General features: G+C 63.1%; 13 protein-coding genes. 7 read left to right on the top strand and 6 right to left on the bottom strand.

The genetic code is table 11. The annotated features are described in order from the left end of the window. Positions 1-17: 17 nt before the first annotated feature. Positions 18-803 (top strand): NAD(P)H-dependent oxidoreductase, encoded by a 786-nt coding sequence (locus WJ16_RS22920; RefSeq protein ID WP_069261095.1) that lies wholly within the window; start codon positions 18-20, stop codon positions 801-803. Between the two features lie 13 nt (positions 804-816). Here WJ16_RS22920 and tssE read toward each other — a convergent pair whose 3' ends face one another. The 6 genes from tssE to tssK form a co-directional block, all read right to left on the bottom strand. Beyond that, complete coding sequence (gene tssE, locus WJ16_RS22925) at positions 817-1,236, bottom strand: type VI secretion system baseplate subunit TssE (RefSeq protein WP_069259363.1); 420 nt, start codon at positions 1,234-1,236, stop codon at positions 817-819. Continuing rightward, entirely contained in the window at positions 1,233-3,947 is a 2,715-nt protein-coding gene (gene tssH / locus WJ16_RS22930; protein WP_069259364.1) for a type VI secretion system ATPase TssH, read from the bottom strand. Before tssH ends, tssE begins: the two co-directional genes overlap by 4 nt. A gap of 139 nt (positions 3,948-4,086) precedes the next feature. Next, positions 4,087-4,572, bottom strand: coding sequence for an Hcp family type VI secretion system effector (locus WJ16_RS22935; RefSeq protein WP_069259365.1), 486 nt, complete (start codon positions 4,570-4,572; stop codon positions 4,087-4,089). A gap of 94 nt (positions 4,573-4,666) precedes the next feature. Continuing rightward, a complete protein-coding gene (locus WJ16_RS22940) occupies positions 4,667-6,430 on the bottom strand; it encodes an OmpA family protein (protein WP_069259366.1) in 1,764 nt (587 codons plus the stop codon). Further along, positions 6,427-7,182, bottom strand: coding sequence for a DotU family type IV/VI secretion system protein (locus WJ16_RS22945; RefSeq protein ID WP_069259367.1), 756 nt, complete (start codon positions 7,180-7,182; stop codon positions 6,427-6,429). Before WJ16_RS22945 ends, WJ16_RS22940 begins: the two co-directional genes overlap by 4 nt. Then, positions 7,182-8,531, bottom strand: a complete 1,350-nt coding sequence (gene tssK, locus WJ16_RS22950) for a type VI secretion system baseplate subunit TssK (RefSeq protein WP_069259368.1) — start codon at positions 8,529-8,531, stop codon at positions 7,182-7,184. Before tssK ends, WJ16_RS22945 begins: the two co-directional genes overlap by 1 nt. Before the next feature lie 574 nt (positions 8,532-9,105). On the opposite strand from tssK, the gene tssB reads away from it, so the two are divergent. From tssB to WJ16_RS22980, 6 genes are all read left to right on the top strand, one after another. Next, positions 9,106-9,618 carry a type VI secretion system contractile sheath small subunit gene (gene tssB, locus WJ16_RS22955; protein ID WP_069259369.1) on the top strand — a complete coding sequence of 171 codons (513 nt, stop codon included), beginning with the start codon at positions 9,106-9,108 and terminating at the stop codon, positions 9,616-9,618. Positions 9,619-9,691: 73 nt separating this feature from the next. Next, the gene (gene tssC / locus WJ16_RS22960) at positions 9,692-11,242 is read left to right on the top strand and encodes a type VI secretion system contractile sheath large subunit (protein ID WP_069259370.1); all 1,551 of its coding nucleotides are present in this window, start codon (positions 9,692-9,694) and stop codon (positions 11,240-11,242) included. 80 nt (positions 11,243-11,322) lie between these two features. Then, the gene (locus tag WJ16_RS22965; protein WP_069259371.1) at positions 11,323-13,674 is read left to right on the top strand and encodes a type VI secretion system Vgr family protein; all 2,352 of its coding nucleotides are present in this window, start codon (positions 11,323-11,325) and stop codon (positions 13,672-13,674) included. Continuing rightward, positions 13,674-14,666, top strand: coding sequence for a DUF4123 domain-containing protein (locus tag WJ16_RS22970; protein ID WP_069259372.1), 993 nt, complete (start codon positions 13,674-13,676; stop codon positions 14,664-14,666). The genes WJ16_RS22965 and WJ16_RS22970 overlap by 1 nt, the downstream gene beginning before the upstream one ends. Continuing rightward, positions 14,659-15,423, top strand: coding sequence for a DUF3304 domain-containing protein (locus WJ16_RS22975; protein ID WP_069259373.1), 765 nt, complete (start codon positions 14,659-14,661; stop codon positions 15,421-15,423). Before WJ16_RS22970 ends, WJ16_RS22975 begins: the two co-directional genes overlap by 8 nt. A 47-nt stretch (positions 15,424-15,470) precedes the next feature. Then, positions 15,471-16,235: a DUF3304 domain-containing protein gene (locus WJ16_RS22980; RefSeq protein ID WP_208607020.1), complete on the top strand. Its 765-nt coding sequence runs from the start codon at positions 15,471-15,473 to the stop codon at positions 16,233-16,235. Positions 16,236-16,241 lie beyond the last annotated feature (6 nt).

Consider the following 16,241-nt stretch of genomic DNA (forward strand, 5'->3'; position numbering starts at 1 on the left):
TCGACGGAGTGACGAACATGAACGTGCTGATCGTGTATGCCCATCCCGAACCGCGTTCGCTGAACGGCGCGCTGCGCGACTATGCCGTCGCGCATCTCGAAGGGGCCGGCCACGCGGTGCAGGTGACCGACCTGTATGCGATGAACTGGAAGGCCGCGTTCGACGCGGGCGACGTGACCGATCGCGCGCCCGATGCGCGCTTCGATCCCGCGCTCGATTCGAAGCGTGCATTCGAGACGGGCACGCAGCGCGACGATATCGCGCGCGAGCAGGCCAAGCTGAAGTGGGCCGACGCGGTGATCCTGCAGTTTCCGCTGTGGTGGTTCTCGATGCCGGCGATCATGAAGGGCTGGGTCGAGCGCGTATATGCGTACGGTTTCGCATACGGCGTCGGCGAGCATTCCGACAGCCACTGGGGCGACCGTTACGGCGAGGGATCGCTGGCGGGCAAGCGCGCGATGGTGATCGTGACGACCGGCGGCTGGGAATCGCACTACAGCCCGCGCGGCATCAACGGGCCGATCGACGACGTGCTGTTTCCGATTCAGCACGGGATTCTGTATTACCCGGGTTTCGACGTGCTGCCGCCGTTCGTGATCTATCAGACGCACCGGATGGACGAAGCGCGTTTCGCCGAAACGCGTGCGGCGCTCGGCAAGCGTCTGGACGCACTGGAGACGACGCCGCCGATTCCGTTCCGGCGGCAGAATGCCGGCGATTACGAGATTCCGGCGCTGACGCTGAAGCCGGAGATCGCGCCGGGAGCGGTGGGGTTTGCCGCGCATCTTGCGCTCGAGCAGTGACGGCGCGAGCTCGTCACGGGTCGATGCGTCGTTCGACGCGCAGGCGGCCCGGCGGCTCGAAGTAGGTGCCGAAGCGCACGAGCCCTGCGTTCTTGAGATGGCAGGTCATCTCGAAGCTGACCAGGATGCCGGGATCGCGATTGTCGACGATCCCGACGTCGATCGCGCGAATACGCGGCTCGTACTTCAGCAACGTTGCTTCCATCTGCTGCTTGAGCAAATGCGCCGACGCGGGGAGTGCCTTGTAGATGTTCGTCAGGTCGGGCAGCCCGTAGTCGGGCAGGTGCTTGAGCGCGCCTGCCCGCGTATTGAGAATACGGCGCACGTTCTGCTGCACGCTCAGGCATTCGAGCGTGCGGTCGTCGTAAGCGCCGATCGGCTCGCCGCCGATCTGGCCGAGCAGCATGTCGTAGAGCGACGGGCCGGCGGTCATCGGTCGTTCCGTTGCGTCGTGCCGGCATCGCCGGCCGTCGGCGCATCGACGAAGTCGATCGTCAACGATCCTTCGGTGGTGACCGACAACAGGATTTGCCGCGGCGTGATACCCGCTGCCATCCTGGCGAGCAGTTCGCGCGAGACGGCCGGCAGCACGCGCCGGTTCAGGCACGCGTCGACGCTGCGTGCGCCGGATTCGCGCGATACGCAGTGCCGCGCGATCGATTCGATCAGGCCGTCCGCGCACGTCAGGGTCACCGCGTGTTGCCGATGGAGACGTTCGGCGATCTTGTCGAGCTTGAGCCGCACGATCGAGGCGAGCGCAGCAGCATCGAGCGGCCGATAGACGAGTGTCTGAAAGCGTGCGAGCAGGGCGGGCTGGAAGTGCGCGACCAACTGCGAATGCACGGCTTCGCGTAGCGCTTCGTGCGTGATTGCCGGATCCTCGGCCGTTGCATCGTCGATTTGCGCGCTGCCGAGATTGGATGTCATCACGATCACGCAGTGGCGGAAATCGATTTCGCGCCCTTCGCCGTCGCGCATCGTGCCGCGGTCGAACACCTGATAGAAAATGTCGAGCACGTCGCGGTGCGCTTTCTCCACTTCGTCCAGCAGCACGACGCTGTACGGACGCTGGCGCACGGCTTCGGTCAGGACGCCGCCGCGCCCGTAACCGACGTAGCCGGGCGGCGAGCCCTTGAGCTGCGACACCGTATGCGCCTCTTGGTACTCGGACAGGTTGATCGTCGTCAGCGCGGCCTCGCCGCCGAACAGCAGGTCGGCGAGCGCCAGCGCGGTTTCGGTCTTGCCCACGCCGGACGGCCCGGTGAGCAGGAACACGCCGAGCGGTGCGTGTTCGCTCTTCAGGCCGGCCTTCGCGGTGCGCAGGCTTTCCGCCAGCGCGCCGATCGCATCGTCCTGTGCGACCACGCGCGCGGCGAGCATCGCTTCGAGCGCGAGCAGGCTGCGCAGTTCGTCGTCGACGAGATTGCCGACCGGCACACCGGTCCATTCCGCGACGACGCGTGCGATGGCTTGCGCATCGACGTCAGCGGCGATCATCGGCGACTTGCCCTGAACTTCCGATAGCGCATCGATGGCGTCGGAAAGGGCCGCCGGATCGGGCGCAGTGACGGCCGCGCCGCGAAGCTTGCGCAACACGTCGACGCGTTCGCGTTCCCTAGCGTACTGGTCGAGCAGCGTGTCCGCGGTGTCGCGTACGGCGTCGAGTTCCGTGTCGATCGTCGCGCGTCGTCCGGCAACGTCGCCGATCCCGGCGCGGGAATCCGCATCGAGCGCGGCGCGTTCCAGTTCGAGTGCCGCCAGTGTCGCGCGTGTCTGCTGCAATTCCACCGGTGGCACGTCGAGCGCCATGCGCACGCGCGCGGCGGCCGTGTCGAGCAGATCGACGGCCTTGTCCGGCAGTTGCCGGGCCGGAATGTAGCGGCGCGACAGCCGCACGGCCGCGACGATCGCGTCGTCGCGAATGTGGACGTCGTGATGCTGCGCATAGCGGCTTGCGAGCCCGCGCAGCATCAGGCACGCCGTGTCGTCGTCGGGCTCGTCGACCTTGATGACCTGGAAGCGTCGTTCGAGCGCCGCGTCGCGTTCGAAGTATTCGTTGTACTCGGCCCACGTCGTCGCCGCGATCGTGCGCAACTCGCCGCGCGCGAGCGCCGGCTTGAGCAGGTTGGCCGCGTCGGCGCCGCCGGCCGCGTTGCCCGCGCCGATCAGCGTGTGCGCTTCGTCGATGAACAGCAGAATGGGTGTCGCCGAGTTCCGCACTTCGTCGATCACGTTCTTCAGCCGCTGCTCGAATTCGCCTTTGACGCCGGCCCCGGCTTGAAGCAAGCCGAGATCGAGCGTCAGGATGCGCGTGTCGCGAATCGTCTCCGGCACGCTGCCTTCGATCACGCGCAGCGCGAGCCCTTCGACGAGCGCGGTCTTGCCGACGCCCGGCTCGCCGACCAGGATCGGGTTGTTCTTGCGGCGGCGCGCCAGCACGTCGATCATCTGCCGGATCTCCCGGTCGCGCCCGAACACTGGGTCGATCTCGCCACGGCGGGCCTTCTCGGTCAGGTCGAGTGCGAAGCGCGCGAGTGCGTCGTCGTCGGTGGTGCGAGACGGTGCCGGTGGCGCGTGACGATCGATGGACGCCGCTGTCGCAACGTTGCCGGACTGATCGGCGGTGGGCGACGTCTGCGGCTGCAACGTCATGCCGTCGGACGCGTTCTCGGATGAACGTCGCCCGATCCGGGGCAGCACGCGCCGGATCTGCGCGCTCGAAACCGACAACAGCGGCCACGCACGCTGCGTGCGCAACACGTGTGGCGCGTCGACGATCGCCTGCAGCAGATGGCCCGAGCGAATGGTGCCGTCGGAATCGTCCGACATCGCATGCGTCCACGCATCCTCGATCACCGTGGCGAGCTGCCGCGACAGCGCCGGCATGCCGCGCAGCGTGCGCGGCATGCGGTCGATCACGTCGATCAACGCATCCCACACCGCGTTGATATCGAGACCGTAGTGGCGCAGGATCGCCGGAATGTCGCCGTCGTCCGCTTCGATCAGTTTCAGCACCCAGTGCTCGACCGCGATTTCGTCGGCGAGCCGGGTCTGGCACAGGCTCGCGGCGGCTTCGAGAGCGCGCGCGCAATGGGGATTGAGGCGGCGAATGAGATGGGAGGCGTCCCGGAGAGGCGGCGTCATGTCGATATCGGATCAGGAGGGGAGGCGGGCGTGCATTCGTCGACGCCCATGCGAACCGGCGGGCGCGACTGCGAATCGGCGACCGGCGCAGCGGCACCCGGCGCGCGGGCGCGCCGGATTCCGCCCGTCGGTCAGCGCGTCAGGAACGTTCGTTCCACGTGTCCTTGTGGATGATGTTGCCGTCCTTGTACGACCACGTGATCGTCTCGTAGCGCAGTTCGACGTCTTCGAGATGGTTGTGTTTCTCGTAGGCGGGGTTCTTGATGTCGAGCATCTTCGGCTTCACGGCGACGATCTTCACGTTGTCGAGCTTCGTGTTGAAATACTCCTTCTCCTTGCCCGCGTCGTCGATCTTGTACCACTTGATCTCGACCGACTTCAGCGTCTGGCCGCTCGTCACGGCCTTGTACAGATACGGCGTCGACGCGTCCGTCTCCTTCGTCAGCGTGATCGGCTTGTGCACGCGTGTACCGGTGAGCTTTCCCGTATTGCCGTCGGTCGGAATGTGCACGCCGTGGTCGAACGCGACCAGTTCGACGCTGCCTTCGCGATCCTGGACGGTCACCGAACCCTTGATGTCCGCACCGCCGTCGTCCTTGAGCCACATGTAGGCCGGAATTGCCATTTGTTCACTCCTTCTTCTTCGTACTGCGAATCGCCGGAACCGGATTCCGGCGCTGACAAACCCGGGACGGATGCCCCGGGAACCCAAACGTGTATTACCTCGCGGCGCCGGTCGAGACGGCCGGCGCCGGCATGTCGGGCACCAGCGTGATTTCGACTCGACGATTCCTGGCCCGGCCCGCGGGCGTGGCGTTGTCCGCGATCGGCCGCGTATCGCCGTAGCCTTGAATCGCGAATTGCGTCGTCGGCATGCCCGATGCATCGACGAGCCAGTCGCGCACGGCGGTCGCGCGGTCGATCGACAGCTTCAGGTTGCGGTCGGGGCGCCCCTGGTCGTCCGCATAGCCGGCGACGAGCACGCGCTTGCCGGGATTGGCCTTGATCAGTTCGAGCGCATCGACCATCGCGCGCGTGGTGCCGGGCTTGAGCCTTGCGTTGCCGCTGTCGAACAGCGACATGCTGTCCAGCGTGACGACGGCGGGCGGCGGCGCGGGCGGTTGGTAGGAGGCGATCGCGTCGCCGAGCACCGGCAGCAGTCGAGCGCCGCGATACGTGCCGAACGACAGTCGGAGCGGCACGCCGATGCGCGCATATCGATCGAGCTGATCGCGGTCCGACGAAAGGGTTTTGAGCGCATCGCGTTTCGCGGCCTCCTGCGTAGCGGGGAGACGGTTATAGCGCTCAACGTGGTCGCCGATTCGGGTCATCAGCGCTGCGTTGTTTGTCGCTGCACCGCAGATGGCGACGGTGGCCGCACAAGCCGCGATCGCGACGACATGCGCGACCGCGGTGACGCGCGGCGATCGCCGCGCGCGGCGCGGCATCGCGTCGATCAGCGGCTGCGGCAGCGGCCACGGCGCGGGCGATGCCGATAGTACGGCCGGCGCGATGCCCGTGCGCGCCCGGACTTCGCGTTCCCATGGCTTGTCGAGGGCCGTCGCCGGACCATGGTCGATCCAGCCGGCGCCGAACAACGGCCAGGGCGACGCAGGTTGGCGTCGGTCCGTCAGCGTGTCGAACACGATACGGCGAGTCCATCCGATCATGGATGCGATCCCGGCGGCGCGGGCCGCGGCAGCAGGGTTTGCGCCGGCGTGGAGGGCATCGGATTCGGCGGCGTCGATCGCGGCGTCGAACCGGTGCATGTCCGCGATCGGTGAGCGTGCCGATACGCTATACCACCGGGTTGCCGGTCCCGCTGAAACGGCCGAATCGGAGAGTCGCTGATAGATCGCGACATAGCCCGGCAGCGACGTGCCGAGCATGCGCGACGTGTCCGCCACTGCCTGCCGGATGACGCGCAGCGTTTGCGACAGCAGGTCGTCGCTCGCATGAAGTCCCGGCGCGACCGACAACACGATGCAATCGGGCGCATGACCGTTCCGCCACTGGCGGACCGCAACGGCAAGGCGGGGAAGGTCCTGCGGGCGATCGGCCCGCAACCAGATGGCGCCGTCGCCGACGTGGATGAAACGCGACGGGCTTGCGCCGCGATCGAACATGGCGGGCAGACCGTCCCCGATGACGAGAACGAGCGGCATGCTGGTGCGCAGCGCGACGGGCAGGTCGGCGGTTGCCGCGCCGAGTTGCGCGATCACGCGCACGTGCCGTTCGCGGGCCTGCGTCAATCTGCACGCATGCAACCCGACGATCAGCGCCGACAGCGCGACGACGATGGCCATCAATCCCCACATGACGTCGCGGTCGACGGGCAACACCCTTCCGATGACGGCAAGCGCCAGACCGGCCGAGATCGTCACGACCGTGCGCAGCGGGTAGCCGAGTCCCGACAGGGCCGCGCGTGCGGCATCGGCATCGGCGCGTGTTGCTGCCGACGGGACGGCGGTATCGACGTTCACGGCCGCGTCGCTTGCTGGACGAGTCGTGCCAGTTCCGCGTCGAGGATGCGATCCCACGCGAACCACACGATGATCGCGATCGCGCAGGCGGTTCCCGCAATCGCCCACGGAGACAGGTGTCTGAGCCGATCGATCAGCCGCGTGTTCGACCGGTCGGTGACGAACCCCGGCCGCGCGGCCGGTCGCAACTGGTCGATCCGGGCGACCAGCGCAGCGATCAATGCCTGCCGCTTCGCTTCGCCGTCGTGGGCATCCGGCGACGGACCCGAGCGGGCGGCGTAACGGCCGCGGAACCCGAGGCCGAGCACGGCCGCATAGCATTCGAGCAGGTCGACGTTCGGCGCGGGTTCGCGCATCCGCTGCTCGAGGCGCTCGTAAATGCGCGTTCCCGCATCATGCGTGCCGAATCGGTCGACCTGCAGCGGTTGGGACTCCCACTTTCCCTTGTCCGACGCGGGAAGGTAGCGCAATGCCGCCTCATCGATCAGCCCGCACTGGGCGAGGACGGCGTCGTCCCGGACGTCGGCCGCGACCCCTTGCGCATCGAGCGCCGTGGCGAACTGCGCGATGAGCGTGACGCACTGCTGACGCAGGTTCTCCTGGCCGTCGACCTGCCCGCCGTTCGACAGGTGAGTGACGAGCAGCGCGGTATCGCGCAACTGCGCCCGTATCGAAGGCCGGGGCGCACGATCGGAGGATGGCTCGCGCGCGAGCAGCGCGGAATCGTGACGGGAGGAGACGATGGCATTCATCAGCGCAGCACCGCATAGAGTTCGATCGACGCGTCCGGAATCGACGCGGGCAGGTAGATCTGGCAAGCGCGTGAGGCCAGCATCCGCGCATGCGCGGCGTCATGCGCGTCGAGCGCGAAGTAGTGGTTGTCCAGCCGGACGGGAATGGCACCGGGCACGCGCTGCACGGCCTTGAGCGGAATGCCGGCCACCGCGGAGTTGACGATGTGCTCGACGTCGTCCGGCGCACCGATCTTGCACAGGCGCGGGAACTGCTCGACCAGATCGAACGCCGGCAATGCTGCGTTGACGGACAGGTACCAGTCCGCTGCGCCTTCGACGATCCGCTCGTCGCGGAACTGGCCGACCCACGTTGTGGTTGCCGTGTGTGAAAGCCCGATCGACACGACCCGCGACGGAATGATCGCGTCGAGCAGATCGCGGATCAGCGATTCGAGCGTCGCGAAGACGCCGTGTGCGGCGGCATGATCGTAGGGCGGGATGTCGGTCAGCGGCACGCGCGTGGAGAACGTGATCAACGATCCCGCCAGCTCGGCGAGTATCAGGTACAGGCGATCTGTCGGCTGCGCCGGATGCGACGCGAGGAAGCGCAGTTGCGGCCATGCTTGATGGATGCAGTGCAGCAGCCAGAAGAGCTGGACGTCGGCGATACCGTATTCGGCGACCTGCTCGATCCGTTCGCTGCGCCGCGCGCCGAGAAGCGCGCTTTTTGCGGCGAGGATATCCGCAAGCCGATGGATGCGCTCGATATGCAGCGGATGGCCCGACAGCGACAGACAGGGCGGCACGTATCCGCGATCGACCTGGAACTGGCCGCTCGTCGTGCGCGTCAGGCGGGCGATTGCGCATGTCGTATCGTCTGCGTGCGATTCATGGTCGTACAGCAACCTGACCGCATGGCGTTCGGCGGCGATCTCGGCTTCCGCCGTTCCGTTCAGGTCCGTCACCTTGACGAATTCGCGGTACGCGCGACGCGGGCGGGCCAGTGCCGTTTCGTCGAAACGGCAGTTGCTGCCGTTTGCGTCGGGCAGCGCGAGTGCGGCGAGCACGTCGACGGTCTGGGCATCGGCCGGAAACTCGCGGGCGAGGTCGCGCGCCGGCGGCAACGCATCGGCGACGGTCGTGTCGACCGGCGTGCCGTCGGGGAAGCGCAGTTGCAGCCGGGTGAGCTTCAGGCGTCCGGAAGACAGTGCCTCCTCGTCGATCTCGACGCTCAGTGTTCCCCATGGCGATACGGACAATGCCGACGCCAGTTGTTGCAGCGCGAACCCGTTCCAGCGGTCCTGCTGCTGGAAGTGCTGCTGCGTGAGAATCAGCCCTTCATGCCAGAGCGGCTTTTCGATCCGCATGGTGTGGTCAATATCGATTTGGAATTATGAGGCGCCGATTCTAACCATCGTTTTCTGATTTCGTATACCCCGTGATTAGAGGAATTGTTGACGAATGTGTCATTTATATAGAGATATGATCGGATTCGGTGGTTTGGATTTTGAGGGCGATCTTGTTTTCTGATTCGTGGGTTTGTGATGCGCTGTTTTATTGAGATTTTAGTGATCTTATGAGTTGATTTTTGTGTATAAAAATCAGCTAGTTAGGCTGAATGTTTGGTTATTTGAGATTGACTTTGGATGTGGGTCGAGGTCGGTTTGATGATGTGTGGACGGTTTTCTGTATTCGTACTTGTATTGTTTTATGGCTCGAATTTGTGATTGAAGGTCGATTTCGAGTTTAGGTTGTTTACTTCATGTGAAAGTGCGTGATATTTTCTGCCGGCTGAATCGGATGCCGTGCCGCGAATATCCGAATCGGTCGTCCGTCAATACGTGCTGCGCGGTTGAGCAAGGGTGACGTGAACGACAGCGCACCGGTAGTTGCGGGTGCACATCGCGGAATCTTCAAGCTTCCTTGGATAAGGAGAACGAATTGGATAGCTTTCAGCGAGAGATCCCGAAGAGCCGGGTGTCGATCACCCTTGATCTGCATACGGGCGGGGCGCAAAAGAAGGTCGAGCTGCCGCTGAAGCTGCTGGTGGCGGGCGACTTCAGCGCCGGCCGGGAGCAGGCGCCGCTTGCCGAGCGGAAGAAAGTGAACATCGACAAGAACAACTTCGATGCCGTGCTGGCCGATTACGCACCGGATCTCAAGATCGCTGCGGACAACACGCTGGCCGGCGACGGCTCGGAGTTGCCCGTCAACCTGTCGTTCCGGTCGATCAAGGATTTCGAGCCCGAGCAGGTCGCGCGCCAGATTCCCGAGCTTCAGGCGCTCCTTGCGATGCGCAATCTGCTGCGCGACCTCAAATCGAATCTGCTCGACAACGGCATGTTCCGCCGCGAGTTCGAGAAGGTGCTGAAGGACGAACGCCTGTCCGCGAAGCTCCGTGGCGAACTCGCGCAGATCGCGACTGCCGCGACGCAGCCGGAAGGGCATGCGTGAGCGACGCCAGGCAAAGCGCGCGTTCAGCGCATTTCGCAACATCGTAGCGATTCGATCGCAGACAGGACCCGACATGAAACCCACCGAAACGCAGCAGGCCGGCGCGACCGAGACCGTTGTGCTGGACGCCCCGCACGCGGATATCGACAGCGTCTATGCGTCGCTGTGCAGCAAGATCAACCTGAAGCCCGTCAACGAAGCACGCCCGCTCGAGGCGTTCCGCGACAACGACATGCTGTCCGAGGCGTCGGCCGACGAGCGCATCGCGCGCGGGATGGGCGCGTTCCTCGAACTCGTCGCGAAGGCGAGCCAACCGGTCGACCGGTTGGACAAGTCGTTGCTCGATTTCCATATCGGCCAGATCGACCGGCAGATCGGCCGTCAGCTCGATGCGGTGATGCACGCGCCGGAATTCCAGGCGCTCGAAGCGCGCTGGCGTGGCCTGAAGATGCTCGTGAGCCGGACCGATTTCCGCAAGAACGCACGCATCGAGGTGCTGGACGTGTCGAAGGACGCGCTGCAGCGCGACTTCGAGGACACCCCCGAACTGATCCAGAGCGGCCTGTATCGGCTGACGTACATCGAGGAGTACGACACGCCGGGCGGCCAGCCGATCAGCGCAATGATCAGCGATTTCGAATTTGCCCATTCGCCGATGGATGTCGCGCTGCTGCGGAACATCTCGAAGGTGGCCGCCGCTGCGCACATGCCGTTCATCGGCTCGGTCGGGCCGGCGTTCTTCGGCAAGCAGTCGATGGAGGAAGTGGCGGCGATCCAGGACATCGGCAACTACTTCGATCGCGCCGAATACATCAAGTGGAAGAGCTTCCGCGATACCGACGACGCACGTTACGTCGGCCTGACGATGCCGCGCGTGCTCGGCCGTCTGCCATACGGCAAGGATACGGCGCCGGTGCGGGCGTTCAACTACGAGGAAGCCGTCAAGGGCCCCGACCACGACAAGTACCTGTGGATGAATGCGTCATTTGCGTTCGCGGCGAACATGGTGCGCAGCTTCGTCAGCAATGGCTGGTGCGTGCAGATTCGCGGGCCGCAGGCGGGCGGCAAGGTCGAGGATCTGCCGGTCCACCTGTACGACCTCGGCACCGGCTACCAGCCGAAAATTCCGACCGAAGTATTGATCCCCGAAACGCGCGAATTCGAGTTCGCGAATCTCGGTTTCATCCCGTTGTCGTTCTACAAGAACCACGATTTCGCATGCTTCTTCTCGGCGAGTTCGGCGCAGAAACCGGCGCTGTACGAGACCAAGGAAGCGACCGCGAACAGCCGCATCAATGCGCGGCTGCCGTACATCTTCCTGCTGTCGCGTATCGCGCACTACCTGAAGCTGATCCAGCGCGAGAACATCGGCACGACCAAGGATCGCCGTCTGCTCGAACTCGAGCTGAACGGCTGGATCAAGGGGCTCGTGACCGAGATGAAGGATCCGGGCGATGAGCTGCAGGCGTCGCACCCGCTGCGCGACGCGAAGGTGACGGTCGAGGACATCGACGACAACCCGGGTTTCTTCCGGATCAAGCTGTTCATCGTGCCGCACTTCCAGGTCGAAGGGATGGATATCGGGCTGTCGCTCGTGTCGCAGATGCCGAAGGCCAAGAACTGATCCGACGTTTGTGTGTGAGCCGCCGGGGAGTCGATGGTTGCCCCGGCGGAGCAGCGCGTTTTGTGCAACCGAGAGAATCCATGTCGATGATTTTGCCTACGCAGGCTTATGAATTGAAGCTGGCGCCGCATCCGGCGCCGTTCTCGATCCTGAGGTTCACCGGGCTGGACCGCGTGAGCCAGCTTTATCGGTACGAGATCGAATTCACAAGTCCGGCGGCGGTGATTCCGATGGATCAGGTGCTGGGTCGGCCGGCGAGGTTCAGTGCCGATCCGATCGATCCGAACATGGATTACCTGCGGAAGATGTTCGGGGAGAACGCGGCGCGGTTCAGCACGAAGCCTGCGGCCTATACGGTTCACGGCGTGATCACGCAGTTCGACGAGTTGGAGACGTCGGCGGATGAAACGCGCTACCGGGTCGTGCTGGAGCCGACGCTGGCCGATCTCGATCGTGGTGTGACGAGCCGTTTGTTTCAGAAGCAGTCGGTCGAGGAGATCGTGACCGGTACGTTGCGGCATTACGGGTATCGCGCGGGTGTCGATTTCCGGTTTCAGTTGCGTAGACAGTACAAGCGTCGCGAGTACGTGACGCAGTATCGCGAGACGACGTTCGCCTTCATCCGGCGCATTTGCACGGAAGAGGGGATCTGGTTTCGCTGGGAGCAGAAGAAGGACCATGCCGTGGTCGTGTTCGGCGACGATCTGGATGCGTATGCGCGCAAGCAGCGTACGGTGCCGTATCGACGTGACTCGGGGCTGGAGAGCGCCGGCGCCGAGGCGATCAAGGCGCTCGGGCGCGAGATGAAGCGCGTGCCGGAGGCGGTGCGGCTGCATGACTACAACCATCGGCAGGCCGAGGTGTCGTTGCTGGTCGAGGAAAACACAGCGCGTGACGACAAGACGACGAACGCCGTCGATTATCGCTGGGGCGAGCATTACGAGACGCCCGACGAGGGTAAGCAGGTCGCCCGGTTGCGGCACGAAGCCTATCTGGCCGAGCAGATCACGTTCAAGGGGACGGGTAATCCGTTCTGGCTCGAAGCCGGTGAGGTGATGCGGATTGAGCCGAAGCCGGCCGATGCGAAGCATGGGGTGTTCGTGACGTCGGTCGAGTCACACGGCGGGCGGAACGAGTCGTACTGGGTGGCGTTCGAGGGGATTCCGTCGGATCGCGTGTGGCGTACGCCGATGGCTTCGGTGTCGCGGCCGGTGGTTGACGGGATTCTGCCGGCGCGCGTTACGTCGCCGGGGAATTACAAGTATGCGTATCTGACCGAGCAGGGCTGGTACGTGATCAAGCTGCCGTTCGATCTCGATGAATGGAGCCCGGGTGGGACGAGTCGGCCGGTGCGGTTTGCGAAGCCTTATATCGGCGACAACTACGGGCATCACTTTCCGCTGATCGACGGGGCGGAGGTGGCAATCGTTCATACCGACGGCGATCCGAACCGGCCGGTGATCATCGGGGCGATGCATGACAGCGTGCATCCGGATCTGGTGAACAACCTGAACCATACGCGGAATCTTATTCGTACGGCGGCGCGGAATGAGTTGCGGATGGAGGATAAGGAGGGTGTCGAGCATATTCATCTCACGACGCCGACTCAGACCAGTGAGCTGAATCTGGGGCACATGGTGGACGATGGCCGTAACGAACGCGGTCAAGGGGCCGAGTTACGGACGGACGGGCATCTTGCGGCGCGCGGCCCGAAGGGCTTGCTGTTGAGTACTGAAGCGCAGGCTGCCGCCTCGGGGCATCAACTCGACATGAAAGAGGCGCAGGAGCAGTTGCTGCGGGCGATTGATCGCATGGAGTCACTTTCCGAGGCGGTACGGGCGGCGGAGGCGACCGTCTCCGAGTTGCAGCAACAGAAGTCATTCTATGCGGAAGCACTGGATGGCTTGAAGCGTTCGGCGATTCTTGCGAGTGCACCATCAGGTATCGGGCTCACGTCCGGGGAGCATTTACAGGTCAATGCCGACCGGAACTTGATCGCGACGGCGGGCGGGAATTTCGACGTCGGGATCATGCGGAGCTTCACCGTCGCGGCGGGAAGGCAGGTATCGCTCTTCGCGCAAGCACAGGGGGTACGGGTCACTGCGGCTAAAAAGGATGTCGTCGTCCAGGCCCGCACGGGTGCGATGGCGTTGTCGGCGTCGAAGGACATGAACTTCACCAGTAGCGATGGTGCGATTCTCGCGGCCTCGCGCGGAGCGTTGACGCTGACAAGCGGTGGCGCCTATCTCAAGATCGATGGCGGCAACATCGAACTCGGATGCCCGGGAGATATCACGCTCAAGTGCGGAAATTTCCACTGGACCGGTCCTGCTTCGCTTTCGACTCCTCTGCCGAGTATGCCCATCGGGCCATGCAAGGAGTGCTTGCTTGATGCACACCGTGGTGTCGAAGCGATGACGGAGGTCGCCTGATGACCGGAACCGGGCTTGAGAAGCCAACCAGTGACTTGGACGCGGCATGGGACGCGTGGCGTGATCGATTGTTGGCGCAATTCGAAGCGTTCGATGCAGAGCGCGTTTCGGCGCACCTGTACATACTTGCCGATGCGCGCGCCAATCCGGACGTCGACAAACTGCTGGCTAACGTCCCCCGGCTTGAATGGCGGTCACTGTGGGATGGCAGCGTTCTCGAGTCCTATACGGACATTGCCCCCTATCTGATTGCGATCGATCGCTTCGCATTTGATGATCCGCGCGATCTACAGAGTCGGCTTGTCCGGCGGCTCTGGAGGGAGTCGATCGGACTGTACATGCTGACGTGGATATGGTCTCCGTTTCCGATTCGGTCTCTGGTCGAGCATTTCCGATCGTTCTGCCGTTACTCGACGCCAGACAAGCGCGCGTACTTCCTGCATTTCTATGACAACCGGATTCTTGCCCGGTTACGGGCAGTTTGGAGCGCGGAACAGGCTCGGACATTTCTCGCGCCGTGTGCCGAGATCTGGTATCGCGAGCGTGAATTGAGCGAGACCGTCTGGCCCAACGATGCGGGTGTGGTCGATGCGGTCGTCGAGGGAGAGCAGGTGATGACAATTGAGCAGCATATGGTGTTGCTGCATCTCGGTCGTGCCGACAAGCTCGCGATGCAGTTGCGCATGATGTATGGAGCGATGCTCGACGATTTCACGGAATTGACGCTTTATCAGTGTGTTTCCGAACAACTGGAACGTGCGCGTCGATACCGTATTGCCGACGATGACGACCTGTTGAACTACGTCTCAAAGGGCGTCGTCATTTCGCCGCGATTCGATGAGCATCCGGTGATTCGTGAGCGGTTGGCGCATGCGATGCGCGGCGAGCGGACGTTCGGAGACGCGTTGAGTCGTATCGACGCCGATGTCTTGCGGGAGGCGACACGCGCGACTTCGGAGTCCGGGAATGATGGAGAGGTCTCGCATGATTAGGCGGCTCTTTGCGTTGTCGGTGGTATTGCTCGCACTAGCGGGTTGCGATGCGTTTTCGTCTAAGCCGACCTACCGTGGTGTCAGCATCATGGGGCTCAATTACACGGCCTTCAATCTGAGCGAGTTCACGATTCGTGACAAATATGGCAATAGAGCGAGTGGAGGGGGAGATTTGCCGCCGAGCGCGGGCGCCGGAAGCCTAACTTGTTGCTACAAGCTGAAGGGAACGGATTTCACGGTCGAATGGGAGGTATATGACCAGGACGAATTCATGAAAGACCCCTACGCCCCCATCAAGAAGATTCACAAAACAACGGAGGTTAAATTTCCACCAGAAAAGGTTACGGGAAGAGTTGGGGAGGACGTGCTTGCCGTGCACTTTTACCCGGACGATCACATCGAGTTTGAGATCCGTAGCGACATGAGTGGGACGAGGATCGATTACACGGAAGTGGATCACTGGTTTCAGACTAAATACGGTAAGGCGGCGAACCCGGACGGAGACGACATGGCCGTGGCCTACAGGCGCACGGCACGTATCGCGTCACAGGGTTGGCTGAAGTATCGGCTGACCGACGCGGCGGATCTGGAGCAGTACGTGTACTACAGGCAGCTTGTGAATCCAAAATTTGATGAACATCCGATCGTGCGGCGAATCTTGGCGGAGACGAAAGGCCGGCCAGGCGCCTTTGGCGCGGCGATGCAGAGCCTGCCGGATGCCGTTGTGCAAGAGATCAAGCGGAGTCGCTTTAACTAGGCGTCGTTTCGCGGTTGTTGTGTTCGTGACTCGGAGGTATTTCAGCAATGGTCAAGCGGTTTTTCGTCTTGCTCGCCGTCGTCTCGACGTTAGCCGGTTGCGACGCGTTTTCATCCGAACCGACCTACCGTAGTGTCAGCGTCATGGGACTCAATTACACACCGTTCAATCTGAGCGAGTTCACGATTCGTGACAGATATGGCAACAGAGCAAGCGGTGGGGGAGATTTGCCGCCGAGCGCGGGCGCCGGAAGCCTAACTTGTTGTTACAAGCTGAAGGGAACGGATTTCACGGTCGAATGGGAAGTTTATGACGCGGATGAAGCCATCAAGGATCTATATGCGCCCATCAAGAAGATCCACAAGACGACGGAAGTCAAATTTCCGCCGACAAAGATCAAGGGTGGAGCAGGAGAGGACGTGCTTGCCGTGCACTTTTACCCGGACGATCACATCGAGTTTGAGATTCGTAGCGACATGAGTGGGACGAGGATCGATTACACGGAAGTGGATCACTGGTTTCAGACTAAATACGGTAAGGCGGCGAACCCGGACGGGGACGACATGGCCGTGGCCTACAGGCGCACGGCACGTATCGCGTCGCAGGGTTGGCTGAAGTATCGCCTGACCGACACGACGGATCTGGAGCAGTACGTGTACTACAGGCAGCTTGTGAATCCCAGGTTTGATGAGCATCCGATCGTGCGGCGAATCTTGGCTGAGGCGAAAGGTCGGCCAGGCGCCTTCGGTGCGGCGATGCAGAATCTGCCTGACGTGACTGTCCAAGAAATCAAGAATTACCGTTTTGAGTGAAACCCT

The organism is Burkholderia metallica, from assembly GCF_001718555.1.
Taxonomy (GTDB): Bacteria; Pseudomonadota; Gammaproteobacteria; order Burkholderiales; family Burkholderiaceae; genus Burkholderia; species Burkholderia metallica.

Excerpts from the sequence above, each read along its gene's own strand:
- WJ16_RS22920 (WP_069261095.1), top strand. The coding sequence starts at position 18 with ATGAACGTGCTGATCGTGTATGCCCATCCCGAACCGCGTTCGCTGAAC.
- tssE (WP_069259363.1), bottom strand. The coding sequence starts at position 1,236 with ATGACCGCCGGCCCGTCGCTCTACGACATGCTGCTCGGCCAGATCGGC.
- tssH (WP_069259364.1), bottom strand. The coding sequence starts at position 3,947 with ATGACGCCGCCTCTCCGGGACGCCTCCCATCTCATTCGCCGCCTCAAT.
- WJ16_RS22935 (WP_069259365.1), bottom strand. The coding sequence starts at position 4,572 with ATGGCAATTCCGGCCTACATGTGGCTCAAGGACGACGGCGGTGCGGAC.
- WJ16_RS22945 (WP_069259367.1), bottom strand. The coding sequence starts at position 7,182 with ATGAATGCCATCGTCTCCTCCCGTCACGATTCCGCGCTGCTCGCGCGC.
- tssK (WP_069259368.1), bottom strand. The coding sequence starts at position 8,531 with ATGCGGATCGAAAAGCCGCTCTGGCATGAAGGGCTGATTCTCACGCAG.
- tssC (WP_069259370.1), top strand. The coding sequence starts at position 9,692 with ATGAAACCCACCGAAACGCAGCAGGCCGGCGCGACCGAGACCGTTGTG.
- WJ16_RS22965 (WP_069259371.1), top strand. The coding sequence starts at position 11,323 with ATGTCGATGATTTTGCCTACGCAGGCTTATGAATTGAAGCTGGCGCCG.
- WJ16_RS22970 (WP_069259372.1), top strand. The coding sequence starts at position 13,674 with ATGACCGGAACCGGGCTTGAGAAGCCAACCAGTGACTTGGACGCGGCA.
- WJ16_RS22975 (WP_069259373.1), top strand. The coding sequence starts at position 14,659 with ATGATTAGGCGGCTCTTTGCGTTGTCGGTGGTATTGCTCGCACTAGCG.
- WJ16_RS22980 (WP_208607020.1), top strand. The coding sequence starts at position 15,471 with ATGGTCAAGCGGTTTTTCGTCTTGCTCGCCGTCGTCTCGACGTTAGCC.